The following is a 25,861-nucleotide window of genomic DNA, read 5'->3' as shown; positions in this document are numbered from 1 at the left end:
TTATCACAAGCCGAAAGCTTGTCATACCTTTACGCCTCTTCCCTCAATGGCACACCTTCTGCATCAAGAGCTTTATAGACGGATTTCAGACGTGTCATTCCTTCCGCAACGATTTCATCTCCAACGAGAACGAGCGGGTAAAACAATTCATCATCCAAGAGTTGTTGAAGAATTTCTTCATCAGCCTGGGACGTATCATTTTGAATATCAATATATTGATAGCGGATTTGTTCATCCTTGTACTTTCTCGTAATCGCAGCCTGCAGCCATTCATACGTTTCTTTTGAACCTGGTGCATTCACACAGCTGGCGCACTTGACTTCCGCTCCGTACACCGTTACTTGAATTGTCCTTTCCCCCATCTCATAACCTCCCATATTCAATAAAAAATACCTGATTCCATTTTACAAAAGATCAAAAAAAAGATAAAATGAAAATAGTTCTCAATGATTTGATTGTAAAAAATTTGGGTATGTAATTCGTCTCACTTAATAGATTTTTTTATGCTTTCGTTCTATAATGAGGCATATAGAAAGGGGAAGATTGAACATGCATGAACAAGTTCAAGAAGTACTTAACAAACTTCGCCCATTTTTACTTCGTGACGGAGGCGACGTTGAACTCGTCGACGTAGAAGACGGGATTGTCAGACTTCGACTAATGGGTGCTTGCGGCAACTGCCCGAGTTCAACCATCACTCTAAAAGCAGGAATTGAGCGTGCGCTCGCTCAGGAAGTTCCTGGAATATATGAAGTAGAGCAGGTTTTCTAATCACTCTACAACAGCAACGCCCCCGCCCTAAGAGGACGGGGGCGTTCTTTATTCAGACACAGGCGTCTGTACCTCTTTCCCTTCCAGGTGGAGCTTTACGTTCTCTAAACAAAGCTCCATCATCGCATACCTTGTCTCTTTCGTTGCAGATCCTATGTGAGGAAGGGCCACTACTTGATCGAGCTGCAATAGCGGATGATCGGCAGAAATCGGTTCATCCTGAAAAACATCCAGTCCCGCACTTTGGATCTCCCCACTCTGAAGAGCATAAAGGAGATCTTCCTCATTCACCGTCTGCCCTCTGGAAGCATTGATAAATACGGCTTCCTTCTTCATCTTCTTAAATGCCTGATGATCGAACATCCCTTCTGTATCTTCTGTTAATGGGGCCATGCAGACGACATAATCCGACGTCTCCAATAGCTCATCAAACGGTGTATAGACCGCTCCAAGTCGCTCCTCTGCCCCTTTTTTACGTGAGCGGTTATGATAGAGAATGTTCATATCAAAACCCGTTGCACGTTTGGCAACCGCTTCTCCGATTCTGCCCATGCCCACAATCCCAATCGTTTTATGATGGACATCAGTTCCCGCCAATAATAATGGAGACCAGTTCTTCCACCGATCTTCTTCTACATACCGTTGGGCTTCCACCAGCCTTCTTGCTGTAGCGAGCAGAAGGCCGAACACTAAGTCTGCCGTCGTATCGGTCAACACATCTGGGGTATTGGTTAATTGAACCCCTTTTCGAACCGCTTCTTTCACGTCAATATTGTCATAGCCAACCGCTAAGTTCGCTACAATTTTCAATTTTTCTGCCCTCTCCAGGAGTTCCTGATCCACCTTGTCAGACAGCATCGTCACGAGAGCATCTGCGGTTCTACTTTTTTCTAACAATAGCTCTCGATCCACTGGCTCTTCGTGGCTGTCCCACATTTCGATTTCATAATCTTTTTCAAAAGGTTTTATGATTTCTTCCGGAATTCTGCGCGTAATATATACGAGTGGTTTCACTGTCTTGTTCCTCCTGCATCATTTTTTCTAAGTGTACCATAACAGACTTTTGTCATGATGATACATGATTCTGGTATAATGAGAGTAAGCCGTCTCGTTTGTGTCATGCTAAATACGGGAATGGGCATGGAAGGTGAAGGAGGTAATCGTTTATGTCAAAAGAACATAAGGTAACAGAATTGGAGAAAACCGCAAGGGAATGGCTCTTGGATCGTGGCGTCACGATCAAGGATATTGCTGACCTTGTATACTACTTACAAGCGAAATACCACGAAGATTTGACGATGGAACATTGTACAGAGAATGTAAATAAAGTTCTTAAAAAACGTGAAGTACAAAACGCAATCCTTACAGGCATTCAATTGGATCGACTAGCGGAAAAGAAACAGTTGGAAGAACCGCTGCAGTCGACGATTGAGGTGGATGAAAGCTTGTACGGTGTGGATGAAATCATCGCCTTCTCTATCGTGAACGTGTATGGTTCGATCGGATTTACAAACTATGGCTACATTGATAAACAGAAGCCGGGTATTCTTGAAAAACTGAATGACAAATCCTCTGGAGCATGTCATACCTTCCTTGATGACATCGTCGGAGCTATCGCTGCTGCCGCATCAAGCAGACTCGCCCACAGCGCCGCTGGAGACTCAGAAGACTAAACTCAAGCCACTTTATTGTGGCTTTTTTTTATGGGTTAATAAACGACTGAAGCTGTGCTCCTCCTCACCACGTCCAAGATCCTTGAACAATTTCCACAACCGGAACCATTTTTGAAATTTTTTGAAACCTTCTTCTTTTTTGTTCGTAAATATTGTAAACTAGGAAATTGGAAGGAGTTGGATTACATGACACGTTTGAAAAAAAGCCTCGTTTGGATCGGACCTCTACTCATCGTAGCAATAGGCATATCCTTATTATTTATCGATAACTACAAAGAAGTAGTCGAGGAGCCGTCAGAAGGCTGGAGCCGCGACCTGCTTGTCGGGACAACCGCCAATTCGAAAGAAATGTCTATTTCAACCACAGAAGACGGCCATTACTCCGTTTCGTTTATTACAAACGATGGGGTCAGGCAGAATGTGTACGATCAGTCGTTAGAATTAATCGAAGAAAATACATACTCCATCCCGGTGGATAAATTCACTGAAGTTTTCCTAACGGATAAGGCGTTTTTATTCAGTGACTACTACGCCGTTTATGAAGGGGAAACGGAAGATAAAATCTCTGACATTAAAAAGTTCTATCCTTTGAAAGAACACGCATTTTTCCGCAAAGAGAATCAGATATACGAGATCCAGAACGATTCTCTTGAACCGCGGGATGTGTTAACAATTGGTGATGATGATACCCAGGTTCTTATGCAGGAGTCAGAGAACGGGGTCACGCTTCTAACCAATGATGTCTCACCGGCAGGGAATCAATTGACCTTCTACAGCGTATCGGACGGTCAATCCACTCAGTTGGGTACAGCTGATTTTTCACTGAACGGTGTAGAGGAAGTACGGGATATCAATTACACCTTAGACGAAGAGAGTTACTCGCTTATCGTTCAAACCCTGCAGAAGCAAAGCATGTCCGGTAAGATGATGAACCATTACTACTATGCTGAAGGAGGCTTTGACGAGGCCCTCACGCTGAACAAAATCGAGCTTCAGGATCCAGCAGGTTCAGGAACGTTGGATGAAATCACAGATGTTGAAATGAAACGGACAGAGAACGGAACAGAAATACTGTTCAAAGCATTCGGCAGCACTCAGTCCATGTTTCAAGATACCCACCAGTTCAATATTTACGAAGCTGGACTCGCCAAAGGAGAAACACCTTCTGTTAAGAGGTTAAGCAACACGCCGAAATCATCTTTTGAACCTGCCTGGTTGAGTTCAGACAAGGTGATTTGGTTAGACTACGGATCGGATGGAGAAAACCGCATCCTCGCCTCTTCTGGAAGCCCTGAAATCATTGAGAAGGCGGACCACATGACGAAACAGACTTTCCTGCAGGCTCTAGGTAAAACACTGGGGATGCTCTCTTCCGGACTGTTCGCGCTCGTCGTATCGCTGATCTGGTTTATTTGGCCGCTGTTATTCCTATGCGTCGTCATGTTTACCAATAGCAAAGCGATGGATAACGACCGTTCATGGGTGTTCTATGTAGGAGCATTTATTTACTTGGCTGCATCGCTGATTTTCCAGGATTTCATGTTCTCATCACAAGGGATGGCACAAGCACCGGATTACCTGATGTTCCCGGGAAGCTCGTTCATTTACTTGATCGGCTTTGCTTTATTGTCCTTTGCAATCTTACAGACGGGATCTGCCATGAAGAAATGGTCCCCTGCGATCGAACTGACGTATTTCATCGGCATCCATATCGCGTTCATCACCATCTTCTTCGGCCCATACCTTTTATAAAATAACCAGAAGAGGGATCCATTGAGGGTCCCTCTTCTCAGGCTGTTGAGACAGTCCTATGGATTCTATTTTGGTGAAGCGATGTTGACGAAACAACTCGCTTTCCATGAGCTATGCCCCGAGTCTTCTCGCTCCGTTTCGGACGGTGTGGGGTCTCAACTGTACTCTGCTCACATAGGAGATTCCTTGTTTCGCCAACACCTTTACGGGGTGGAGATTGGACCTCTTATTCTGCCACACGGAAAAGAAGATGATGGCACACAATAACGCTCGGTCTTTCATACCCCCGCCCGGTTCTGTTCTCACTACTTTCGTACAGTGGGGTGGAAAATGGGGAGACTCCTGCGGAATTAAACGGACAATGGCGAGATCCCCGAAGACGAAGTCGAGGTAGCTCGGCGTCCGCCGCGGAAAGCGAGCTATTTTCCATCCCACTGTCCTCCACATTTGTAACAGAAACGTTCTCCAACCTATTTCAACAGTCTGAAAAGAGGGATCCATTTAGGATCCCTCTTCTTTTATGACGTCCATTAAGTTTTTGTATTGATAAGTAGGCTGCTTCGGACGATCACTGATTCCGTCAAACGTACTGACACCTGTCTCCACCATCAGCGTATCGATTCCTGCGCTGATTCCAGACATAATATCTGTGTCGTAGTTGTCTCCTACCATCACCACTTCTTCCTTTGAAAAACCGATGCGTTCGAGCGCTTGGTCCATAATGATCGAGCTTGGCTTTCCTACGAAGATAGGCGATACACCTGTGCTGACGGAAACGACGGATGTGATGGCTCCATTTCCCGGCATCATACCTCTTTCAGTAGGGATCGCCACATCTCGATTCGTGCTGATCAATTTCGCTCCGTTGCGGACGTTCAAGCATGCTTTCGTAAGCTTTTCATAACTGATATCACGATCAAGACCGATAATGACATAATCAGCGTCATCCTCCACAATTTGATGACCTTCTTTTTGAAGAGCGTCGATCAATCCGTGTTCCCCGATGACAAATACCTTGGCTTGATTCTTTAAATCCGAGATATAAGAAGCCGTCGCCATACTGCTTGTGAAGATGTGATCTTCCGTTGCAGGGATGCCGAGGCGAGTTAGCTTCTCGACGACCTGTCCTGCTGTTTTTGCTGAGTTATTAGTCAAGAACAAATAAGGGAACCCGTTCGCCTCCAAATGATGTACAAACGAATCAGCGCCTTCAATTTTTTCAGTACCTCGATACATCGTGCCGTCTAAATCAATCAAGTATCCTTTATATGCCTTCATCTCATCACCCTAGTCTTCTTTTCTTGAAAATGCAGATACAGGCCCGAGCTCCTGTTCTAAATACGTACGTACACGATCAGGGAACTGCTTCAGGGAACCCTTCTCCTCGTTCCATACGTGTAAAAGATGTTTGTGATCGATTTCTGTGTACTGTTGAACGACCATTTTGCGCAATTGCACAAATGCCTTAAAGCCCGCCTGTTGATTTTCAGGAAGAACACGCTCGTCCGTCAGAATATCGATGATATCATCATAACTTCCCGGATCGCGCATAATAAAACCATCAATCATCATATTTCCTACATCGAGAATGGATTCTATGCTCACATGAACGAGACGTTCCAGTAAAAGCCCGTCAGAGAACGAGTCATAAGACGGTTGTTCCATCTCATCCATGACACGTTCCATATATTTTAAAATCTGCTCAATTTTTTCACGGTCTACAAAATACATGCCATTCCCTCCACTAAACGTATTCCAGCATTCATTTCATCCCCATCATAACATACCTGAGCGCTTCTCTATGTCTAAAATCGAACGTCCGGGACATACTACTCTTGATTATGTTCTGCTGCAGGACGTGGTAGCTTTTGATAAGAGTTACGGAGGGCAGTTGAATACGAATTCCAATTCAGAGGAGATGATGAAGCCATGGGTGAAAGGCGCCCTTTTCTTGAAGATTCGACACAGGACACGAGAACACGCTTTGTGTCCTTTACGACAGGCAGTCACCGTTTTGAACTTGCCTTGATGAAGGCTGAGCGGTTCAACAATCAGACAATGGTCATCAATTTGCAAAAGAATAGACAGGGTCTGCTTGATCATGATTCCCTTAACGTCGACGGTCACTTGGAGCATATGTTTCAGTTGAGTCCCGTCGAAGCCGAAGAGCTGCGCAATTATTTGCCAGACCTTCTCTAGAATAAATAAACCTCCCTTCACGAAAGCTAACGTGAAAGGAGGTTTATTTAATGGGATCAAAAGATAAGAAATATTATTCTGACTTTGCAAATGTAGAAGCCCAGAGAAATTACCTTACCCCCGAGCAATTACCGGAAGGTCCTTATGGATCTCCACGAAATAAAGATAAGCCTGTTTCAAATGAAAAAAGTGCCCCATGGACTAAACAACAGCGTTACTACAGTGCGTTTAATTACGAATACAAAGCCTTACACCAAGACCTTCCCCGCCAGGAAGACGGCGCTCACCCGACACATGATGAACCCGGGAAAGACGTGAAGCCGAACGAGGAACAACTGGAGTAAATAAGCTTAAAGCAGAAAAGCTCAGAGGGTGCCTCTGAGCTTGTCGATCGTTCTATTATTTACTTACTCTTTTCATCACGAAATAAGCACAGCCGAAGTTGCAGTACTCATAGAGGTAATCCTCCAGCGTACTGATTTTCGTATCAAAGCTCGCTTTTGGGTTTTGATCGTCATAAAAGCCTTTCAAGCGAAGCTGACCATAACCCCAGTCTCCTACGATGAAATCATACTTACTCAAAATATCGCTGAATCGACTTTCAACGCCTTCCTTTTGAAAGCCCTCTCGATAGTCTTCAACCAGTTCATATGTTTTTCCAAAAAGTTCAATCACTCTGATCACCTCTACTAAATTCCAGTGTACCATATTTCGGCACTGACAATGAATGGGAAGTGTTCAAAAGTCGCATGTTTCATAAGAAGAAGAGAAACCTAATAGCGAATCCAATCCGATTAAAGGAGGAACTAAAATGATGAAATTCATGATTCCGATACTTGCCGTCTTATTGATCATGACGGGATGTATGGAAGATGCAGATAAGCAAGAAACCAGCCATCACGAAGATGCCCTGAACGGAAATCCGATGGACAGTTACAATGAGGCTCCGCTTGAGGGACAGGTAGGCTACGTACGCTACAATAAAGATCAACTCGATCAGGATGTCGAGCAGAATCGTGAAATTCAAGTGAACCGTGAAGAAATGTCGGACCAGATCTCCAGAATGATTCTGCGTTACAAAGGTTTTGAAGATGTAGCGACGCTCGTTACCGACTATGAAATTCTCGTCGCTTATAAAAAGCCTGACAACATGGACCGTGAACTTGCAGCCGATATGGTACAGAAAACTGCTTATTCCATGGTACCTGCTTTTTACCGCATCTACACTTCCGATAAACCAAGTGCCTTTGGTGATATCCAAAGCGTCAGCACTTCAACTGTGTATGATGACCAGTACCGAGAAGTGATCGATAGCATCATCAACAAAATGAAAGAAGCTCCACAAGGTAAAGTGGAACAAAACGACGACCAAATGGGTACACACGGAAAAACGAACATGGGAAGCACTGAGTCCTAAGTAAAAAAAATCTAACCATTCCTTGTAGGTGATAAGATGAAATCGATTCGTTTGATTCTGTTTATCACGACTGTGATACTCGGAATCAGCTCAAGCATGGTCGTGCATGCTGAGGAGAAAGACGACAGCGCAGCACGCATGGCCCTGTACAAAAAAACAGAAGCTGTTACGGATATTCCCTGGGAGTACCTTGCGGCGATTGATCAGTTCGAAAGGCAGATTCATGACAACCCGAAAGAGGGCAGGGTCACCGCTATAAAGGCTGATCCTTTATTCTGGACTGGAACACCTATTGATATGCCGTCAGCATGGTTTCCTGACGGATGGGGATCAGACGGTAATGGAGACAAGAACATCGATATCAACCATGATGAAGACGTACTTTGGTCTCTTGGTCAATATATCAAGTCTTACGGTACAACCAGCGATGATATCAAAATCGCCTTGTGGAACTACTATAAACGTGATTTAACGGTCCAGACCATCATGAATAATGCAGAAGTTTTTAAGAAGTTCGGAACCGTTTCCCTGAAAGAACGTTCATTTCCTGTTCCATTAAGTGCAAACTTCAGCTACCGCTCCACCTGGGGTGACGCCAGAGGATTCGGAGGAAGACGGATCCACGAGGGAACCGACATCTTCGCGAACTACGGCGTTCCCGTCCAATCGACCACTTATGGCGTGATCGAAATGAAAGGCTGGAACCGGTACGGGGGATGGCGCGTGGGGATTCGCGATATTTTCAACATATACCATTATTACGCTCACCTGCAGAGCTTTTCGGAAGACCTTAAAGTTGGAGATGTTGTGCAGCCAGGCGATGTCATCGGTGGTGTCGGCGCAAGTGGATATGGCCCTCCGGGAACGTCCGGCAAGTTTCCACCTCACCTTCATTACGGTATGTACCAAGATAACGGGGAGAACGAATGGTCATTCGACCCTTACCCATACTTGAAGCGGTGGGAACGAATGGAAAAAAATAATTAAAAAGCGTCGCCCTCAACGGACGACGCTTTCTCTTTATTGTTGTTTGGCTTTCTTAACAGCATTCGCAACGCTTGCTACAAGACCGCCCCAAATGATGACCATACCGATAAGCATCATAACAATAGCACCTGCTGTCATATTAGCTTACCTCCCTTTTTTTTTCTTCCAGTGAGCTTGCGTGCCAGCGAGTGCGGCTCATGATGAATCCGACAACGATAGCAAAGATCGCAACGGACCAGCCACTAAAGAAGATAAAGGTATCTCCGTACCCTGCGTAGTTTCCTGTTTCTGTTTCAAACTCGCCAAGAAGGTTTTGTTTGAACAGGCTGAACATCATCCACCCTAGTACGATTGGTGTAACAACACCCAGGCAGGCTTTCCACCAGCCGCCAAGACGGATATCTGAAATTTCGTTGGAGTGCGTCTGGAATTCCCCAAGTTTGCGAAGGAACCAGGCAATCACCACAACTTCAACAAGTCCGACGAATGCAACACCGAATTGGTTAATGAAATAGTCAGCTGCATCAAGGAAGTACAATCCACCTTGAGTCGCGAACAAGATTGAGATCACAGCAGCCAGACCTCCACCAAGACCTACAGCAGCATTACGAGAAAGGCCGAACTTATCTTTCAACGCAGCCACATATGTTTCCGAAATGGAAATCAGGGAAGATAGACCAGCTAATACTAACGAGATGAAGAACATGAAGCCGAAGAGTCCACTAAGTGCTGGAAATTCATTAATGATTTGCGGGAAGACGACGAACGCAAGTCCCACACCACCAGCAACAACTTCTTCTACTCCAACTCCACTCTGCTGTGCCATAAAGCCTAATGCTCCGAAAACACCAATACCAGCTAATAATTCGAAGCTGGAGTTACTGAAACCAGCAATAAACGCGTTGTTGGAAATATCCGATTTCTTCGGTAAATAGCTTGAATACGTAATCATGATAGCGAATGCAATCGATAAACTAAAGAAGATTTGGCCATAAGCCGCTACCCAAACATTCGGGTTGGCGATTTGACTGAAATCAGGCGCAAAGAACGTCTGAAGTCCCTGAGCAGCTCCCGGCAGTGTGATCGCTCTGATTACAATGATCAGGAACAATACAACAAGTGTCGGGATGAAGATTTTGTTTGCTTTTTCAATCCCTTTCTTAACACCTGCAAATAGTACGCCCAATGTGATTAACCAAACCACAATCAATGGGATCAGGATTCCCATGACGATACTTCCTGTTTGACCAGGACTTACAGTCAGTTGTAGGAAATCATTGAAGAGGAAGCTTTCTGTGTCCTCTCCCCAAGTCAAGTTGATTGAAAAGAAGCTGTAACGTATTGCCCAGGCAATAATAACAGCGTAATACGTCGAGATAACGAATGAAACAAGCACAGCCCACCAGCCGAGCCATTCCGTTTTACGATTCATACGAAAGAATGATAGCGGTGCAGAGCCACGATATTTATGTCCGATCGTAAACTCCATGACAAGTAACGGAATACCTGCTGTTAACAGGGCAAATAAGTATGGGATAAAGAATGCTCCTCCGCCGTTCTCATACGCTACTGCGGGGAAACGCCAGATGTTACCCAGACCGATAGCTGAACCGACAGCTGCCAGTATAAACCCGGCCCGAGTCCCCCATTGTGCACGATTTTCCATGTAAAGACCTCCCTTTTTTATTACAACCTCACTGAGTCATTTGACTCATAAAGGATGTTTCATAATTTTTTCTTTTTTCTGATATTTCAGTATAAATTATAACCATGACGTTTATGCTTGTCAAAGTTATTTTTTTCAATAGTAAGAAATTAAAATGTTCTAAAATAGAGGAATGGGATCTGAAAACCCATTCCTCTTCAGTGTCCACTCTACATTGTCTTTCTCGGCTCAATGAATTCTTCGGGGAGGTCCGCATCTGTTTGAAGATCATAACTATATACGTAGTCTTCTCCAAGAACATAGTAAGTTATATGATGAGCGGCTATCTTCTTGTATAGAATCGGTCGTACTAGGTCATCAGAAACCCGTACTATATCCTCAAATGATTGAACTCTCAATACTTTCATTGTATGCGAGAAATGATCCTCATCTATTTGCACAAGCCGTGATCCAAACTTTTTAGAGATGCGGTTCACATCTTTCTTGAATGAATCTCTCTCCAGATACCCTTCGGTGAAACGTAACATGGAAATGATACCTGCGAGGCTTACGACGATTAAACTTATAAAGAGCCACGTATTTCGAACTTGACCCGGTTCTTTCACCATCGCATTTTGACCTACGTCACCTGTTCCTTCATCTGATAGACTCCCACCTACTGAGAGAATTTTTCCATACAGCGGAAGCGTCATCGTCGATGTAGAGGATTCACTAATACCGCCAAATTCTGTATCACCTTGAACGTTGACATCCCAGTAGACGGTAAGCGTCGTATTCGTATCTACATCACTTTGTTCCTCTAGCTTTTGAATAAAGCTGTAAAACGGCTGCAAATCTAACTGATAAGGTTCATTTATCTCCAACTTGTCATTCGTTTCGGAGAAGGTCTTCTCAGGAATCAAGGCGTACTCCCTCGTCCATATCGGCTCCTTATCCTCTCCCTCACCTATGAAAGCTTGAAGGACCCCCTTCGCAGAATACGTCCCCTCGAGGTTGACGGCAGCTTGACTATTCCATTGATAATGGAAGTTCGTTTCGATATCGTCAATCAAGTTAACAAAGTAATCCTGACCCGCTTCCAGCTGACTGGACTCATAAATGTCATTGGGGGTTACATTCACCGCATAATCAATATTGCTGCTATAATCGTAAGCGAGCTTCGGATCTTCTGCTTTCACCATCTTAGGATTGTTCATCACTTCATAAAGCTTGAATCCACTGAATATCAACATGAACGATAAAAATACGATTATTCCATACCTTACGAAACTGTTCATCTTCCTCGACACGCACACTCACCAACCTATTCTCATATTAGAACTCGACATCCTCAACCGGAACATGGTCACCCTTTTTAAAAAACAATGTTAGCCACCCTAATTTAGGTACAACTTTCACAACTTCCCCTTGTATTTGCTCTAAAGATACGAGTTCTTCATCTGCAATAGAGTTGTTGTCACCTTTCGTTCTGTAATAGCGTTTCTCTGACTCGGTTTCCACTTCAATAATTCGATGCGAAATCATTATACTGTCTCGTTTGAATTGCACAACATCACCCACTTCAGGAGCTTCAGAGTTCATCTTCTTCACGATAACCACATCTCCCGGATGGATCAAAGGCTCCATACTCCCTGTAGCAACGGCCGAAGGGTACAATGGAAATACCCCTACTGAGAACCACACGATTCCAACGGAAAGAACACCCGCAGCCATCATCGGAAAAGGATTTTCTTCATCCCTGTGTGAAGCAGTCTGTCTGGCTTCTCTTCTATATGCAGACATCACCCAAATAAGAGAGAAGGCTGGAACTAGAATGCCGATAAAAGATTCCGTAATCCATTGAAGATCCGGCAGGACAGGAGAGTACCATGTGAACAACCGGATCATGCCCAAATAAATAATAGAAGCTATGGGGCCGGCCAGTGAAACTAAATAGGTGGCAAGGAGTTGTTGAGAGAGATTAGGCAGAAATGATTGCGCCATATACTGCACCCATTCCTCCATGCCATTAAGCGAAGAGATCTTGTCCAATAGCGTTTGAAAGACCAACATAAGAAAGCTGACTCCTACAATAGTGCTCCATTGATGTTTTCGAGAGAAGTGATTGACTACATACCCCCTCATGAATTCCTGTCCCAGTAGAATCATCGAGATGGATAACGCATTGATCAGAAGTCCCTTTAATGAATGATCGAAAGGCGACTTCCCAAAGCCATCGATGATTCCTCCAAATACCAACAAACATAGGTAGATGAGGGATAAGTTAAAAGACCACATATAGATCGTCGAATGATACCGGATTTTAGCCCCTAATCGAGGCTTTGGGAGAAACTGCGTAATGATAAATACCACAAACCATAACAATGCGCCAACCTTCATAAAGAGAAATTGACTGTTGGATAGAGCTGAGAATGTTGTATGGGTAACGAAGTAAAGAATCAAAGGAACAATCAGTAGAGCCAAAGAGAATAACGTGATCGTTCCTTCTCTAGTTGTTTTCATTATGTGCACCCCAATTTCAACTCGGTGATTTGTGTTTCGCTTCGTCTGAGTCGGCATTATCCTTGTCTATTGCATGTGCTTCACTTTTTTCTACACTCTGTTCCGTTCCTTCTTGACCCGTTGAGAGGGCTTTACTCTCATCTGTTTCTGGTTGTTCAACTTCTGGCTCTACTACCTTGATGTCTGCTCTCACTTCAATATCTTTACTCCAGTAGGCATAGCCTCCCGAGCAAAAGATCAGCCCAATCACTACACTCACACCAAGCATTAGAAGCGCTCGCTTCAAGACACTCTCCTCCATTCTCACTTCCACTGACTATATTTGATTTTTTTCATGCGAAATTGCGAATCAATTGGAATCGTTATCTTTCCCTTTTGGTCCGGCTTCAGACGGTCCCCCTCCATATCAATTGGAATCGTACCCATGTTTCGAACATAAAAAGAGAGCTTTCCTTTATAATTCTTTTCGACATCTGCGCTGATCATAAACTGCTCATCATTTACTTGTACATCGATATTTTCAATTCCTTGCTTTGGGTGAACGGAGAAGGCACGATCGATCTCAATCTTCATCTCCCCCGTCTCCATGTGCTGCCTAATATCAATCCTGTCTGTGAAATGGGCATAGGAAACGCCGACTCCATTCAGGCAGATCACCACTAGTGCAATAGCCAATGGAAAGCTCCTAAACTTCAGACTTGCTTTCTTCATTTGTCCCAACACCTCCAGCTTCAGCCCTGTACATTCTGCTCTACTAGTTGATAGGTGGATATTCCTTTCAAGTTGGCATATAGGGCCGCCTGAGTACGATCAGGCAGGTGCAGTTTATCTAAAATCTGGCTCACGTGTTTTTTCACTGTATTTTCTGAAATAAAAAGTTGACCGGCAATATCACGATTCGATCCTCCCATACCAAGAAGCCTCAATACCTCCTGTTCCTTTTTGGTCAACCCTTCCACATTCTCAGTTTCTTCTTCATCCATCATCACTTCTAAAACACCAGGGTCGTAATACTTCCGTCCATTTGATACAAGCTTAAGGGCATATAGTAATTCCTCAGGAAGCGCTTCTTTCAAGATATAGCCGGATACGCCCAGCTCCTTTGCCGTCTTGAAATCCGATATTCTTGCAGATGAAGTTAGAATCACAAACTTTATAGAGTTCCCGAACTTACCAGCATCCTTGATCAATTGAAAGCCTGACTCCTTCCCCAAACGCAAATCTACCAATACAAGGTCAGGTTGATAGGAAGCAATAGATTCTGATGCCTCCGCTATTGAGGAAGCTTCCCTTACTTCGTCATTGTTTTTTCTAAGCAACGCTAGCAAGCCTTGACGGACAAGTGGATGGTCATCAACTACCAATAGTTTCATAGATACGTTCTCTCCTTTGGGTTTTAGGCATTTGAATATCAATCATTGTTCCTGTACCTGTCTCACTTCGAATCTTAAAAGAACCAGCATATCTTTCTACAAGGCTTTCCATATTCTGCAGCCCAAGGCCTCTGTCCCCGTCACTCAACTCTTCTGGTTCGAAGCCAATTCCATTATCTACAATGTTTAATCGAACATTCTCCTTCCCTACTTTGATCTCCACTTCAATTTCTTCAGCCGCTCCATGACGAATTGCATTGCCTGTCGCCTCCGTTATAAGACGGAGTAAAACAGATTTCATATCAGGATGAACCTGCTCTTCCTCACCAGAAAAATGAAAGGCGATGTCTGTCTTAGAGAGAGATGAAATTTGTTTTAAATGGTTTTTCAGTTTTTGACTGAAGCACTTATCTAAGTCGCCTCTCTTACTCAGGTTGTAAATACAAACCCTCAATTCCTTAGCGGCAGATCGGGAAGAATCCTCGACCATGTTCAATGTCGTTTGTAACGAAGGCGGAATCCCTTCTTTATCAAGAGAATGCAAAGCATAGACAATACTGAACAAACGTTGCGATACACTGTCATGAATTTCATTAGCAATTCTGTTCTGCTCCTCTAACAGGAGAAGATCCGTATGCACTTCTTCTTGAAACAGCCGATCCAACGTAACGGAACATAAATGCGAAAGGAAATCCAGATGGTTCTCTAGTCTATCGTTCATGAACCTGAAGTCAGATCCTATTTCAAGCCCAAGGATCCCATATACTCGATCCCCGGATGTTACCGCTCTCATTATGTAGTGGCGCCCATTCCCCTCTGTATGATACATGCACTCTGTCACTTCACCTCTCTTAAAACCACTCACTGCTCTCACAATCCGCTCCTTTTCAGAACCTGAAGAATCGGACAATTCGACAACAACGGGTTCCTCACTTGCATGGGAAGGCAGCTTTTCATAAAAGAAAGCGGAAGGACTTTTCGTCAGCTGCCTGGCGTATGTAGCGAACGTGTGATAAACACTATCCTTCGAGCTGTAATGAGAGATGCGTTCCGTGATCTGATAGAGTGACATAACATGGTCGATTGATTGCTCAACCTGCAGATTCGCCTCCTCTAATTCATTATGCTTCTCTTCAAACTTACGCAGCATTAACGTGAGCAACTGCACAGCGAGCGTTATGAGCACGATGGCCAGGATATATAGTGATTCGGCCCCTACTGCAACCAACGTTTGATCCACTGCAAATGAAAGAATGACGAATAAGTAGAAACCTAAATACAACCACCCGAACAAAATCGGAAGACCATTTGCTGCAAGTAATACAGGATTTAATCCGTACCAGATAAATAGACTATTCAATCCCCCACTGACAATTAATAAATAACTGACTCCAATCGTTTCAATCGTAAACAAAAAGAAGAATTGCCAAGGGACACCACTTGATTTTTCGTACAACCAGATCATAATTACCGATGCGCTTAGCAGCAACACAAAAGCCAGCCATAAGTAGGAAGAACTCTGGCCACTTCCCCAGAACATATGGACTACGAAAGAGAGCACGATGGACACGATTCTAAACACATGAAGGAGATGACGATCATTCCATTCAACTTTCCACTTAAGCTTCACATTTCTACACGTCCTTTACCTTCTAATCGAAAAAGCCTCATAAAAAAAAGACTTCCCATTACGAAAGTCGGCCGGTTGCACTAGTGGCTCCGTGTACACAAAGTGCCCATGTACAGCATACACTTCATCGCCATCCGCTTAACACTAAAGTAATATAAAGTGGATGATTTTGTAAACGTTTTGTCATCGACACATCTCTTTCGTTTTTGTTAAAAAATTACACACACTTCACTAAATGAACATAATCTTCTATCAAAAAAGCATGAATCTCGTCGGATATTGATGGAAATATCATCATTCAAGATAGTTCATAAATATTTAATTTAAGTTATTTTTAGATAACATCTTTTTAATCATTACACTAAAGTTCTATACACTATAACTAATAAGTATGAATACCAACTACTTATTTATTCAAAAAAATCACACTTAATCATGTCGTGATTTTTCACTTCCTTTTTTATGATTGAGTCATACTAAAGAAGGAGTGAACGATATGAAAGCAAAAAACATGATTGCATCAGCGGTTATCGCAGGGATGATGGTGTCAGGAGCTGGTTATGCTTATTGGACGGATGCTTTAACGGTAGATAACACGGTAGCAACAGGGAACCTCGACGTTCAATTCACAAAAGCTTTCGGACTACCTCACCAAATCAATAAAGATAATGCAGGCGAGAACTATATGACTGGATCTATAACTCAAACAGCAGACACGTTGACTGTAACAATGGAGGATATGTACCCCGGCGCTATGAGTCTATATGCTGCAAAAGCAGAAAACTTTGGCTCTATACCGGCAGTGCTTGATCATGTGAACGTAACCTTCAGCGAACAAGCTGGAGCGTTAGGCAATGATGTTAAGGCAGCAGGAGGATTCATTCAAATGAGCAGTAAACACCGCATTAAAGACGGTGGCTACTTCACCGGAACACTGGACTCTTTAGAGGATGACCTGAACGCGATGCTCGAGAATGTTCAAATGGAGCCCGGCGATTATATTCTTTTCGACATCCCTGAAGAACATAAAGATGAAGTAGCAGCAGCCATACCTGCTTATAATCCAAGTGAGGAAAACTGTATTATCTTCTACTTAGATGATCAATCAGGCAATGAAACAGAAAACCTTCGTACCCAATTCGATATTGATTTCAACTGGAAACAACATAACGCCCAATAAATTCGAAGACGACCTCTACCCTAGAGGTCGTCTTTTTGTATATGTATGATTACCCCAAAGGAGTAGTCAGAGGACGCTTGAGAGCCACTAAGAAATATACTTTTGCATGGCGAAAAGAATGGTTCATCCCCTTAAGATAAGAAATGTAAACAACAACCAACATGTAAAAGGAGCGATTGTTATGAAGGGTGCAAAGTTTTTAACGTCAGCAGTTATTGCAGGAATGATGGTATCTGGTGCTGGATATGCCTACTGGACAGACGCCATTACGGTCGATAACACGGTAAGTACTGGAGAATTGAAAGTAGAATTTACAGATTCTGAAATTGCTAGTAATGAAACAGGCAAACAGTACATTGTTACAAATGATACGTTTGACGCGAAAGGACTTAGTTTCTCAGTGGATAACCTCTATCCTGGTGCAGGCGCTAAGTTCTCAGCTTCATTTGAGAATACAGGATCCATCCCCGCAGTAGCGAAGAAACCGTCTCTAGAGTTTGGGGGAAATGGTACTCCACTCACTTCTGAACAGCGTGATCTTATTATGATCACTGGAGGAAAAATTATAGTGAAGGATGATAATGGTGAGGAAAGAAATTCTTGGACCATTAAAACAGGCTTCTCTATTAATCAAGCTGACCAAGCCCTTTCAGGTCAGAATGGTAAATACCCACTCGAGCCAGGCGATGTCGTACACTTTGAAAACATAGAACTTACGATGCATAAAGATGCGGATGAAAGTTTCGAGGACAAGGACTTGGACTTTAATCTTGAATTGCAGTTTAGTCAACACAACGAATAGAAATCAGTCTCATTAGGCTCTATCTTAAGGAGTTACTTGATCAGAGATCCTCTAATAGAATAGCAAGACTGATGTTCAACATAAAAAAAGCCTCACTGAGCAGTAAGCTCAGTGAGGCTTTCCTATTACATCACTTGTTTCTCATCAATATCCACTGTTTGACCCGCGGCTCGTAAAACGAACGCAGCAATCACGACAATGGCTAACGTCAAGATCAACGGCATCCAAATCGATCCTGTCAGTCCAAGGACGATATATCCGACTGCAGCCGCTCCAGCCGCAACAAGTGCGTATGGCAGCTGAGTCAATACGTGATCGATGTGGTTCGAACCGGCACCTGTGGACGAAAGGATCGTCGTATCGGAAATCGGTGAACAGTGGTCTCCGAATACCGAACCGGCAAGTACTGCAGACAATGCAGGGATCATCATCGTTACATCTGTGACTGCTGCGATTTCACCAGCAATCGGAAGCATGATGCCGAATGTTCCCCACGAAGTTCCTGTTGAAAGAGCCATAAATCCAGACAGAAGGAAGATGATCAATGGCAGGTAAGCCACACTGATATTCGCTTCCGTAAAGAGCTGTGCCAAATACTCTCCTGTGCCCAGATTATCGATAATTGTACCGATCATCCAAGCGAATACAAGAATATAAATCGCAGGCAGCATCGCCTTTAACCCTTGAATGAGTACATGGCCCATGGATGATTTCTCACCCGACTGAATAATATACAGAACGGCTGCCAGCACAACAGATGCCAGTCCACCTGCAAACAGGGAAATGTTCACGTTCGTATTCGCAAAAATCGCTAGTGCGTCTACCGGACCTTCGGTTGTGTTTCGTACGCCCGTTACGATCATCGAAATCACTGTCCCTGCAATCAGGGCAACGATCGGTAAGATCAGGTGATAGATTTTCCCTTTTCCGTGCTCTTTGAATTCATCGCCAAGGTCACCAGGCACATCCCCTTGCTCAGGATCTGTAAGCTCCCCTTTTTCCATTGCACGACGTTCGTGCTTTTTCATCGGTCCGACATCAAGCTTCATGAAGATCGTCAAGAAGACGAGAAGCAAGGCCGCGAATACATAGAAGTTCGCCGGAATCATTCTGATGAACGCTTCGAATCCTCCGAAATCTGTCACTTCATTTGCAACGAGGATACTCCCGATTGTACCGATAATGTAAGCTCCCCAGCTTGAAATGGGTGAGATCACGGTAATCGGAGCTGAAGTCGAGTCAATGAAATAAGCAAGCTTGGCTCTTGATACCTTATAACGGTCTGTTACAGGACGAGCCACCTGACCAACGGCCAGCGCGTTGAAGTAATCGTCAATAAAGATAATAATACCTAATACCGCTGGAATCAGCTTCGCCCCACGGCGTGTCTGGATTCGTTCGACCGCCCACTTTCCGAAAGCACGGCTTCCGCCGGATGCTGTCATAAAGGCTGTCGTAACCCCTAGTAAGAATAGGAATGATAACAGATACAGGTTGCCCATGTTCAAGCCACCATCGTAAAAAATAGCGGTGAAGATCGACACAATGAGTGAAATGCCTTCTACGATATTCAAGTCTGTCAGCATGAATGCGCCGACAACGATACCGATACCAAGTGATAAAATGACTTTCCTTGTAAGGAGTACAAGGACCAGCATTAAGACTGCTGGAATTAATGAGTAAAATGTTCCTTCCATGATGTTCCCTCCGTAATATCGTATGGTGTATTGCGGGATTCGGAAGGCTACTGCGGATAAAAATGAGGAATAAAAAAAGACAATGATAGAAAATAATCCACCATTGCCTTAGTAGCAATTGATTATCCTCCATTTCGATCAGTAGCGCCCCATGCACCCAAAAAAGCATGCATGACAGTGTGTACTTTATTCAACTACACACCAGAAGAAGATTGTGCGACATCACGCTCTTCTCCTTCGGCAGACCATCCCTTTTATTCACCGTCTTCGCTTGTCGTACTCAGGTGAATGACTCATGACGCCTGCGCCTCTACCTCACCGATCTGATAAGGTCACGCATATTCAGTTCTTTGCCATTCTATCAATAGATTCATATTATTGCAAGGGGTCCATCGGAAAGGAAAAAGATGGGGATTCGGTACTGTTCTGACCCGCTCCTTCTCCGTAGAAGTTCGGAACCTCTCCTAGTATTGTGGCTGTATCGATTGGAATATCAGTCGAGACCGTCGTCGTTTCTGTCGAAAATGGGATGACAATCCTTACATTGACTTCGATGTGGACCGACAGCTCAAACAGGGCAGCATTAATACCATATTCGGTTAATTCATTTTCAAAGTTGGATTGCACGTCTCCGATCACGCGCAGCTGAACAGGTACTTTCGGGCCTAAGTTTGCGAGCAGGGTGTTATTTGTAGCCTGACCTACAGGAATCTCGATTAAAGTAGCCGGCTGCTCCCCTTGCTGATCTTGTGACATGTCCGGGTCCAGTTCAGGCTCCAATGATGTGTCCTCCATTGGCAGCTCATTCAGTTCCATGCGCTTTAAGTACGTTTGAACCCGCATGGTCGTGTTACGAAGGACACGGTTTACGACAATCGAGTTCCAGCCCATATACACGATATTTCCGTCGTCGTCCTTCTCCATGTTGACAAGGTCTTTAAACTGTAAATCCTCTGATATCTGCTTACTGACCGCTTCGTTAATGGCATCTCGCGCTAACTGCTGCGTCTTGGTTTCTGCAATACTGTAGAGTGCGGGCGTAATCCCCTGGTTAATATACCAAAGGCTCAACCCAGTGAATATCACGAAAAAAATAAAGCTGATCAAAACCTTCTGCCCTGTTGAGGGACCATTCGATCGTCTCTTTCTTGGCATAAAACAACCCCTCCTGACCTAACTATATGATGTCATGAAGGGGTTTACGCCTTATCCGACAGAGATTGTATCACAATTTTTCACAACGACACTCAACTGTTCGGATAAGTCTATATCATATTTTTGTTCGATTTCGTAACCGTCTTCTTCAAAGATTCGAATAATCGGGCGGTCACATAACGCAGGGTTCTGACTGACAACGATTCCTTTTCTTCCGTCGTTCAATTCGACAGAAAGTCCATTTGGATAAATGGCAATACACTTCCTGAAAGCTTCAACCATCTCCTGATCAAACAAAGTTCCTGCACCGGAGTATAGGATTTCGAGCCCTTCATGAGGAAGCATGGCTGCTCTGTATACCCGATTACTGGTGACAGCGTCGAACACATCCGCTACAGCGAGTATTTTCCCGAAGTAATGAATCTCATCACCTGCTAATCCACGAGGGTACCCGGACCCGTCCATCCGTTCATGGTGCTGGAAGGCACAGTGAGCGGCAACAAGCGGAATCTGACTGGAGCTTCTAAGCAGTTCGAACCCTGCTTCAGCATGCGTCTTGATGAGTTCGAACTCACTGTTAGACAATCTTCCCGGCTTCAATAATACGTCTCTCGGCACCATCATTTTCCCGACATCATGCAGGATGGCTCCGATCCCTAACTGCTCCAGCTTGCTGTACGGAAGCTGCAGCTGTTTACCTAAAGCCAGCGCATACATCGTGACGTTCAACGAATGCGTAAATATGTAATCGTCGTAGGTGAATACATCCGATAACAGCGAGATGGCTTCTTTATGGTTTCGCAACTCATCCATGATGCTGCGAACGATGCTCGTCATTTCATTCGCAGACTTATCGAATACAAACCCTTTCTTCATCGTATCGGAGTCTTGTGCCGTAGCGAAGGATTTCTTAATCGATTGAACCGCACTCGTTCTCAGCTCTTCCGTAATCGGGTAGTGACTTTCTATATCGTCTGTATCGGGATCTTCTATATAAACGTACGTAATGTGAAACTCAGATAGACGCCCAATCATCCGATCTGTCAGCGTTACCCCTTGTCTTAGAAGGATTTTTCCGTTCTCATTGTAGATCGTCTTTCCGAGTCGATCACCGGCTTCTAATGAATGCGTTAGTGCTAATCTCATAACATTCTCCTACAAATATTTTTTCGATTCTGATCAGGCTATTTCTGCAATGCGTGTTTGAGTAAGTCTCTCAATAATTCCGGCATATAATAGGTCTTTATTTTAGCATAAGCAATCTCAGGAAATAGTCTTCCGAATGTAAAGGTATCCGCTGTCGCGAATGTGTAGGTACGATCATGCTGTAGAGGGATGCCATTCAGGTGAACCCTGTGGACACGGTACTCTCCGTCCGGTCCTATTCCCCCGAAAATATCCACTCCGCTAAACACCATTTTCCCTATAACCTCGCCTCTGAAACCGAATCCCTTCAGCTTGATCTCTGTCAATTCTTTCGTATGAGCCACTCGTATAACTTCCATGATTTCATCACCGGAAAGCTCTACTTTACAAGGATTCATAGGGTGTGGACAGATTCGGTGAAGATCTCCATATGTGATCGGACCTTCCTGTAAATGATCAAGCAGGACACCTGCATTCAGCATCGAGATGTCAGCTTCCGTCCAGTCTTTCAGTTCGTTCGTCAAGAGCTGCATCAATTCCGTTTCCTGAAACCAGGCAATCTTCATCCCTTGCTTCAACACTGTAACAGGTGTCTTCAAATTGTCCACTGCGTCCAACCGCTTCTGTTGAACCTGCTCAATGACGGACTCATCTTTTTTCATATGTTCTGTAGAAATGGCATACGCCTGCTTATCTTCTAGGAGAGCTTCACGTGGATTCCACTCCAGCATGACCTCTCCAATGTGGGTGCCATGTTTCCCTACAGCTGTCAGAAGCGTATCGTTCACGAGTTCACCATTTTGGAATAAATGATGCGTGTGACCTCCGATGATTACATCAATCCCATCAAAACGCCTGGCAATCTCTTCATCATCGTTTATGCCCAAGTGCGACAGTAATACGACCACATCTGCCTCTTCCTTTACAACGGGCAATATCTTTTCAATCGCTTCATATGGGGACGTGACGGCCCACCCAAGCTGTTTATAAAAGGTTTCAAACGGCGCCGTCAACCCAAACACCCCTACTCTAGTCCCTTTCCTAGACGTCAACACTTGGTAGGGCTTCAGCCAAGAAGGCTGCGGGGGGTCCATTTTACTCAGGTTGCCACAGGTGACACCGAACTTGGCATCATCATATAAGTGATACAGATCTTCCTCCGAGAGGGTGATGCCTTCATTGTTACCTAAATTCACGACATCGTACCCTGATTCATTCATAAGCTGCACATTGCCTTGCCCCATCAACCCTTCTGCAATCGGGTGGAAGCGGTCGACATGATCCCCATTATCAAATAGAAAGTAATCTTCCTGCTTACGGTCATGCTTCTCTTTCTGCTTCTTCACAAAGCCCATCATCTGTGGCCAATTTTCAAAATGGCTATGTAAGTCACTTGTAAAATAGATAAAAAGCTTCTCGTTTTTCATGATTCTCCTCACCCTATTCCCTGCGAAATTAAGCGCACTGCAATCAAAATGAGTAGAACTCGTAAGACCCACTCCACAAGCTTTCCGTTAAGCTTACGGTTGACCTTCGCCCCAATCATACCACCAAGGTAGGCACCTGGGATGAAGTACAGGGTATGAGCCCATTCCACGTGTCCAAGAAGGATATGGGTACCCGAGCTTGAAATACTTGCAAAAAAGATCATGAACATCGAAGTAGCCGTCGCGATATGCGGCGGAATGCTGAACAGCAGAATCATCGCAGGCGTCAGCAGTGATCCCCCGCCGATGCCGAGCAATCCAGACAGCATACCGACAACAAAAGACAATCCTAAGCCGAATGCTACCGGCATACGGTACGTATAGGTCTGTCCATCGACGACTTTCTCACGTTCCATGCCTTTTTTAAATAAAGGAGCATCCGCCTGCCTTCTTGGTAAAAAGAATAAAGCAGATACGACCAGCATAATCAATCCAAAGAAAAGAGAAAAACCATCCGTCTTGAAATATTGATTCAGCCATGCCCCGAGAATACCTCCTGGGACACTACCGATTAAAAATAAATATCCAATTTTTTTATCCACTCTGTCATGCTTCAGGTAGGATAGGGCTGATGACAACCCTGTAAAGATCATGACGACAAGTGAGATTCCAACAATGGACTGCGGATTCACCCAGCTGAACGAAGCAAATTCTTCGCCTAAAAAGAGTAAAACGGGCACTAAAACAACGCCACCGCCAAGCCCGGCGATACTTCCAACAAAAGCCGTTAGAATTCCAATTAAAAACATGACTACAAACATTCCGAACACCCTTTTACTCATTTATAGATAATACTATATTATCACGATTCCTATGCGTAAAACATCCATGCAAAGATATCGTTCAAAGTCAAACGCTTCTAGAGGTGAATTCTAATTTTAGCATGCCCTATTCTTTACATACACGTCTTTCCCCTATTGTTTTTTTCTTCATAATAAAAAAAGAGCAACAACACGGGTGAGGTGTTGTTGCCCTTTCGATTACAAAAGAACGGAATTAACCGATTGAACCTTCCATTTCGAATTTGATCAGGCGGTTCATTTCAACTGCATATTCCATTGGTAGTTCTTTCGTGAATGGCTCGATGAAGCCCATTACGATCATTTCTGTTGCTTCTTCTTCAGAAATTCCGCGGCTCATCAAGTAGAATAGCTGCTCTTCTGACACTTTGGAAACTTTCGCCTCGTGCTCAAGAGAGATATTCTCGTTCATGATTTCGTTGTATGGAATCGTATCAGAAGTGGATTCGTTATCCATAATCAACGTATCACATTCAACGTTAGAGCGAGCGCCTTCTGCTTTTCTACCGAACTGTACGATACCACGGTACGTTACTTTACCACCATGTTTAGAGATGGACTTCGAAACGATCGTAGAAGACGTGTTCGGAGCAAGGTGGTGCATTTTAGCACCGGCGTCCTGGTGCTGACCTTTACCAGCAAGTGCAATGGAAAGAGTCATACCGCGTGCGCCTTCCCCTTTCAACAAAACAGCTGGATATTTCATTGTCAGCTTGGAACCAAGGTTACCGTCTACCCATTCCATTGTTGCATTAGACTCGGCAACGGCACGTTTTGTTACAAGGTTGTAGACATTGTTCGCCCAGTTTTGGATCGTTGTATAACGGCAGTACGCGTTATCCTTAACAAAGATCTCTACAACAGCACTGTGAAGAGAGCTTGAGGAATACGTAGGTGCTGTACAACCTTCAACATAGTGTACAGAAGAGCCTTCATCCGCAATGATCAGCGTACGCTCAAACTGTCCCATGTTCTCAGAGTTAATACGGAAGTAGGCTTGAAGTGGTGTCGCTACCTTCGTATTTTTCGGTACATAGATGAATGATCCACCAGACCATACCGCAGAGTTCAATGCAGCGAACTTGTTATCAGATGGTGGGATGACTTTACCGAAATACTCACGGAAGATCTCTTCGTCTTCTTTCAAGGCAGAGTCCGTATCTTTGAAGATAACGCCCAAATCTTCTAAGTCCTTCTCCATGTTGTGGTAAACAACTTCGGATTCGTACTGAGCGGATACACCGGAAAGGTATTTCTGCTCCGCTTCAGGAATTCCTAAGCGGTCGAATGTGTTCTTGATTTCTTCTGGAACCTCATCCCAAGAACGTTCAGAACGCTCAGATGGTTTTACGTAATACGTAATCTCATCGAAATCAAGTTCAGAAAGGTCGCCACCCCATTGTGGCATCGGCATTTTATAGAACTGCTCTAAGGACTTCAAACGGAAGTCAAGCATCCATTGTGGTTCTTCTTTATAATTGGAGATTTGCTCAACGACTTCTTTCGTCAAGCCCTTTTGAGTACGGAAAATTGAAACGTCTTTTTCGTGGAACCCATATTGGTACTCTCCAACTTCAGGGGCTTTTTTAGCCATGTTTATAGACCTCCTTTTGGTATGAACAAA

At 44.1% G+C, this 25,861-nt stretch carries 29 protein-coding genes and 2 riboswitches; of the genes, 10 read left to right on the top strand and 19 right to left on the bottom strand.

Annotation, left to right across the window (positions count from 1 at the left end):
- Positions 1 to 29: 29 nt before the first annotated feature.
- Complete coding sequence (locus LCM20_RS14310; protein WP_225196161.1) at positions 30 to 362, bottom strand: YuzD family protein; 333 nt, start codon at positions 360 to 362, stop codon at positions 30 to 32.
- Between the two features lie 187 nt (positions 363 to 549).
- Here LCM20_RS14310 and LCM20_RS14305 point away from each other — a divergent pair, with 187 nt between their 5' ends.
- Positions 550 to 771, top strand: coding sequence for a NifU family protein (locus LCM20_RS14305; RefSeq protein ID WP_035511544.1), 222 nt, complete (start codon positions 550 to 552; stop codon positions 769 to 771).
- A gap of 48 nt (positions 772 to 819) precedes the next feature.
- On the opposite strand, the gene LCM20_RS14300 is transcribed toward LCM20_RS14305, so the two are convergent.
- On the bottom strand, positions 820 to 1,785 hold the full coding sequence (locus LCM20_RS14300) for a 2-hydroxyacid dehydrogenase (RefSeq protein WP_225196160.1): 966 nt from the start codon (positions 1,783 to 1,785) through the stop codon (positions 820 to 822).
- Positions 1,786 to 1,937: 152 nt separating this feature from the next.
- On the opposite strand from LCM20_RS14300, the gene LCM20_RS14295 reads away from it, so the two are divergent.
- The 3 genes from LCM20_RS14295 to LCM20_RS14285 all read left to right on the top strand — a co-directional run bounded on the left by LCM20_RS14295 (position 1,938) and on the right by LCM20_RS14285 (position 4,463).
- Complete coding sequence (locus LCM20_RS14295) at positions 1,938 to 2,444, top strand: phosphatidylglycerophosphatase A (protein ID WP_225196159.1); 507 nt, start codon at positions 1,938 to 1,940, stop codon at positions 2,442 to 2,444.
- Positions 2,445 to 2,630: 186 nt separating this feature from the next.
- On the top strand, positions 2,631 to 4,196 hold the full coding sequence (locus LCM20_RS14290; RefSeq protein WP_225196158.1) for a hypothetical protein: 1,566 nt from the start codon (positions 2,631 to 2,633) through the stop codon (positions 4,194 to 4,196).
- Positions 4,197 to 4,241: 45 nt separating this feature from the next.
- The gene (locus LCM20_RS14285; RefSeq protein ID WP_225196157.1) at positions 4,242 to 4,463 is read left to right on the top strand and encodes a hypothetical protein; all 222 of its coding nucleotides are present in this window, start codon (positions 4,242 to 4,244) and stop codon (positions 4,461 to 4,463) included.
- 234 nt (positions 4,464 to 4,697) lie between these two features.
- Here LCM20_RS14285 and LCM20_RS14280 read toward each other — a convergent pair whose 3' ends face one another.
- Together LCM20_RS14280 and LCM20_RS14275 are read right to left on the bottom strand one after the other, a co-directional pair.
- Entirely contained in the window at positions 4,698 to 5,474 is a 777-nt protein-coding gene (locus tag LCM20_RS14280; protein WP_225196156.1) for a TIGR01457 family HAD-type hydrolase, read from the bottom strand.
- Between the two features lie 9 nt (positions 5,475 to 5,483).
- Entirely contained in the window at positions 5,484 to 5,927 is a 444-nt protein-coding gene (locus LCM20_RS14275) for a DUF86 domain-containing protein (RefSeq protein WP_225196155.1), read from the bottom strand.
- Between the two features lie 198 nt (positions 5,928 to 6,125).
- On the opposite strand from LCM20_RS14275, the gene LCM20_RS14270 reads away from it, so the two are divergent.
- Together LCM20_RS14270 and LCM20_RS14265 are read left to right on the top strand one after the other, a co-directional pair.
- Entirely contained in the window at positions 6,126 to 6,395 is a 270-nt protein-coding gene (locus tag LCM20_RS14270) for a DUF3055 domain-containing protein (RefSeq protein WP_225196154.1), read from the top strand.
- 50 nt (positions 6,396 to 6,445) lie between these two features.
- Positions 6,446 to 6,739 carry a cytosolic protein gene (locus LCM20_RS14265; RefSeq protein ID WP_225196153.1) on the top strand — a complete coding sequence of 98 codons (294 nt, stop codon included), beginning with the start codon at positions 6,446 to 6,448 and terminating at the stop codon, positions 6,737 to 6,739.
- A 55-nt stretch (positions 6,740 to 6,794) separates the two neighbouring features.
- Here LCM20_RS14265 and LCM20_RS14260 read toward each other — a convergent pair whose 3' ends face one another.
- The gene (locus LCM20_RS14260) at positions 6,795 to 7,070 is read right to left on the bottom strand and encodes a YutD family protein (RefSeq protein WP_225196152.1); all 276 of its coding nucleotides are present in this window, start codon (positions 7,068 to 7,070) and stop codon (positions 6,795 to 6,797) included.
- Between the two features lie 136 nt (positions 7,071 to 7,206).
- On the opposite strand from LCM20_RS14260, the gene LCM20_RS14255 reads away from it, so the two are divergent.
- Complete coding sequence (locus tag LCM20_RS14255) at positions 7,207 to 7,812, top strand: YhcN/YlaJ family sporulation lipoprotein (RefSeq protein WP_225196151.1); 606 nt, start codon at positions 7,207 to 7,209, stop codon at positions 7,810 to 7,812.
- Between the two features lie 36 nt (positions 7,813 to 7,848).
- Positions 7,849 to 8,799, top strand: coding sequence for a M23 family metallopeptidase (locus LCM20_RS14250; protein ID WP_225196150.1), 951 nt, complete (start codon positions 7,849 to 7,851; stop codon positions 8,797 to 8,799).
- 33 nt (positions 8,800 to 8,832) lie between these two features.
- On the opposite strand, the gene LCM20_RS14245 is transcribed toward LCM20_RS14250, so the two are convergent.
- The 8 genes from LCM20_RS14245 to LCM20_RS20200 all read right to left on the bottom strand — a co-directional run bounded on the left by LCM20_RS14245 (position 8,833) and on the right by LCM20_RS20200 (position 15,970).
- On the bottom strand, positions 8,833 to 8,937 hold the full coding sequence (locus LCM20_RS14245) for a methionine/alanine import family NSS transporter small subunit (RefSeq protein ID WP_225196149.1): 105 nt from the start codon (positions 8,935 to 8,937) through the stop codon (positions 8,833 to 8,835).
- A gap of 1 nt (position 8,938) precedes the next feature.
- The gene (locus LCM20_RS14240) at positions 8,939 to 10,465 is read right to left on the bottom strand and encodes a sodium-dependent transporter (protein ID WP_225196148.1); all 1,527 of its coding nucleotides are present in this window, start codon (positions 10,463 to 10,465) and stop codon (positions 8,939 to 8,941) included.
- A 209-nt stretch (positions 10,466 to 10,674) separates the two neighbouring features.
- Positions 10,675 to 11,742, bottom strand: a complete 1,068-nt coding sequence (locus LCM20_RS14235) for a DUF5305 family protein (protein WP_225196147.1) — start codon at positions 11,740 to 11,742, stop codon at positions 10,675 to 10,677.
- A gap of 37 nt (positions 11,743 to 11,779) precedes the next feature.
- A complete protein-coding gene (locus LCM20_RS14230) occupies positions 11,780 to 12,967 on the bottom strand; it encodes a signal peptidase I (RefSeq protein WP_225196146.1) in 1,188 nt (395 codons plus the stop codon).
- A 16-nt stretch (positions 12,968 to 12,983) separates the two neighbouring features.
- A complete protein-coding gene (locus LCM20_RS14225) occupies positions 12,984 to 13,226 on the bottom strand; it encodes a hypothetical protein (RefSeq protein ID WP_225196145.1) in 243 nt (80 codons plus the stop codon).
- A 44-nt stretch (positions 13,227 to 13,270) separates the two neighbouring features.
- The gene (locus LCM20_RS14220) at positions 13,271 to 13,642 is read right to left on the bottom strand and encodes a hypothetical protein (protein ID WP_225196144.1); all 372 of its coding nucleotides are present in this window, start codon (positions 13,640 to 13,642) and stop codon (positions 13,271 to 13,273) included.
- Positions 13,643 to 13,698: 56 nt separating this feature from the next.
- Positions 13,699 to 14,340, bottom strand: a complete 642-nt coding sequence (locus tag LCM20_RS14215) for a response regulator transcription factor (protein WP_225196143.1) — start codon at positions 14,338 to 14,340, stop codon at positions 13,699 to 13,701.
- Entirely contained in the window at positions 14,321 to 15,970 is a 1,650-nt protein-coding gene (locus LCM20_RS20200; RefSeq protein WP_225196142.1) for an ATP-binding protein, read from the bottom strand. Before LCM20_RS20200 ends, LCM20_RS14215 begins: the two co-directional genes overlap by 20 nt.
- 60 nt (positions 15,971 to 16,030) lie before the next feature.
- Positions 16,031 to 16,115: riboswitch (cyclic di-GMP riboswitch) on the bottom strand.
- A 351-nt stretch (positions 16,116 to 16,466) separates the two neighbouring features.
- On the opposite strand from LCM20_RS20200, the gene LCM20_RS14205 reads away from it, so the two are divergent.
- Positions 16,467 to 17,150, top strand: a complete 684-nt coding sequence (locus tag LCM20_RS14205; protein WP_225196141.1) for a SipW-dependent-type signal peptide-containing protein — start codon at positions 16,467 to 16,469, stop codon at positions 17,148 to 17,150.
- A 106-nt stretch (positions 17,151 to 17,256) separates the two neighbouring features.
- Positions 17,257 to 17,952, top strand: coding sequence for a SipW-dependent-type signal peptide-containing protein (locus LCM20_RS14200; protein ID WP_225196140.1), 696 nt, complete (start codon positions 17,257 to 17,259; stop codon positions 17,950 to 17,952).
- Between the two features lie 125 nt (positions 17,953 to 18,077).
- Here LCM20_RS14200 and LCM20_RS14195 read toward each other — a convergent pair whose 3' ends face one another.
- The 6 genes from LCM20_RS14195 to sufB all read right to left on the bottom strand — a co-directional run bounded on the left by LCM20_RS14195 (position 18,078) and on the right by sufB (position 25,831).
- On the bottom strand, positions 18,078 to 19,649 hold the full coding sequence (locus tag LCM20_RS14195) for a Na+/H+ antiporter NhaC family protein (RefSeq protein ID WP_225196139.1): 1,572 nt from the start codon (positions 19,647 to 19,649) through the stop codon (positions 18,078 to 18,080).
- Between the two features lie 134 nt (positions 19,650 to 19,783).
- A riboswitch (Lysine riboswitch) is annotated at positions 19,784 to 19,970 on the bottom strand.
- 54 nt (positions 19,971 to 20,024) lie between these two features.
- A complete protein-coding gene (gene yunB / locus LCM20_RS14190; RefSeq protein ID WP_225196138.1) occupies positions 20,025 to 20,804 on the bottom strand; it encodes a sporulation protein YunB in 780 nt (259 codons plus the stop codon).
- Between the two features lie 51 nt (positions 20,805 to 20,855).
- Positions 20,856 to 21,950 (bottom strand): HD-GYP domain-containing protein, encoded by a 1,095-nt coding sequence (locus LCM20_RS14185; RefSeq protein WP_225196137.1) that lies wholly within the window; start codon positions 21,948 to 21,950, stop codon positions 20,856 to 20,858.
- Positions 21,951 to 21,988: 38 nt separating this feature from the next.
- Entirely contained in the window at positions 21,989 to 23,377 is a 1,389-nt protein-coding gene (locus LCM20_RS14180) for a bifunctional metallophosphatase/5'-nucleotidase (RefSeq protein ID WP_225196136.1), read from the bottom strand.
- A gap of 8 nt (positions 23,378 to 23,385) precedes the next feature.
- Positions 23,386 to 24,219 (bottom strand): sulfite exporter TauE/SafE family protein, encoded by an 834-nt coding sequence (locus tag LCM20_RS14175; RefSeq protein WP_225196135.1) that lies wholly within the window; start codon positions 24,217 to 24,219, stop codon positions 23,386 to 23,388.
- Positions 24,220 to 24,433: 214 nt separating this feature from the next.
- Positions 24,434 to 25,831: a Fe-S cluster assembly protein SufB gene (sufB, locus tag LCM20_RS14170; protein WP_225196134.1), complete on the bottom strand. Its 1,398-nt coding sequence runs from the start codon at positions 25,829 to 25,831 to the stop codon at positions 24,434 to 24,436.
- Between the last annotated feature and the right edge of the window lie 30 nt (positions 25,832 to 25,861).

Source organism: Halobacillus litoralis, assembly GCF_020171725.1.
Lineage (GTDB): Bacteria > Bacillota > Bacilli > Bacillales > Halobacillaceae > Halobacillus > Halobacillus litoralis_F.
The sequence above is the reverse complement of the archived record's forward strand: the minus strand, read 5'-3'. Positions and strand labels throughout refer to the sequence as shown.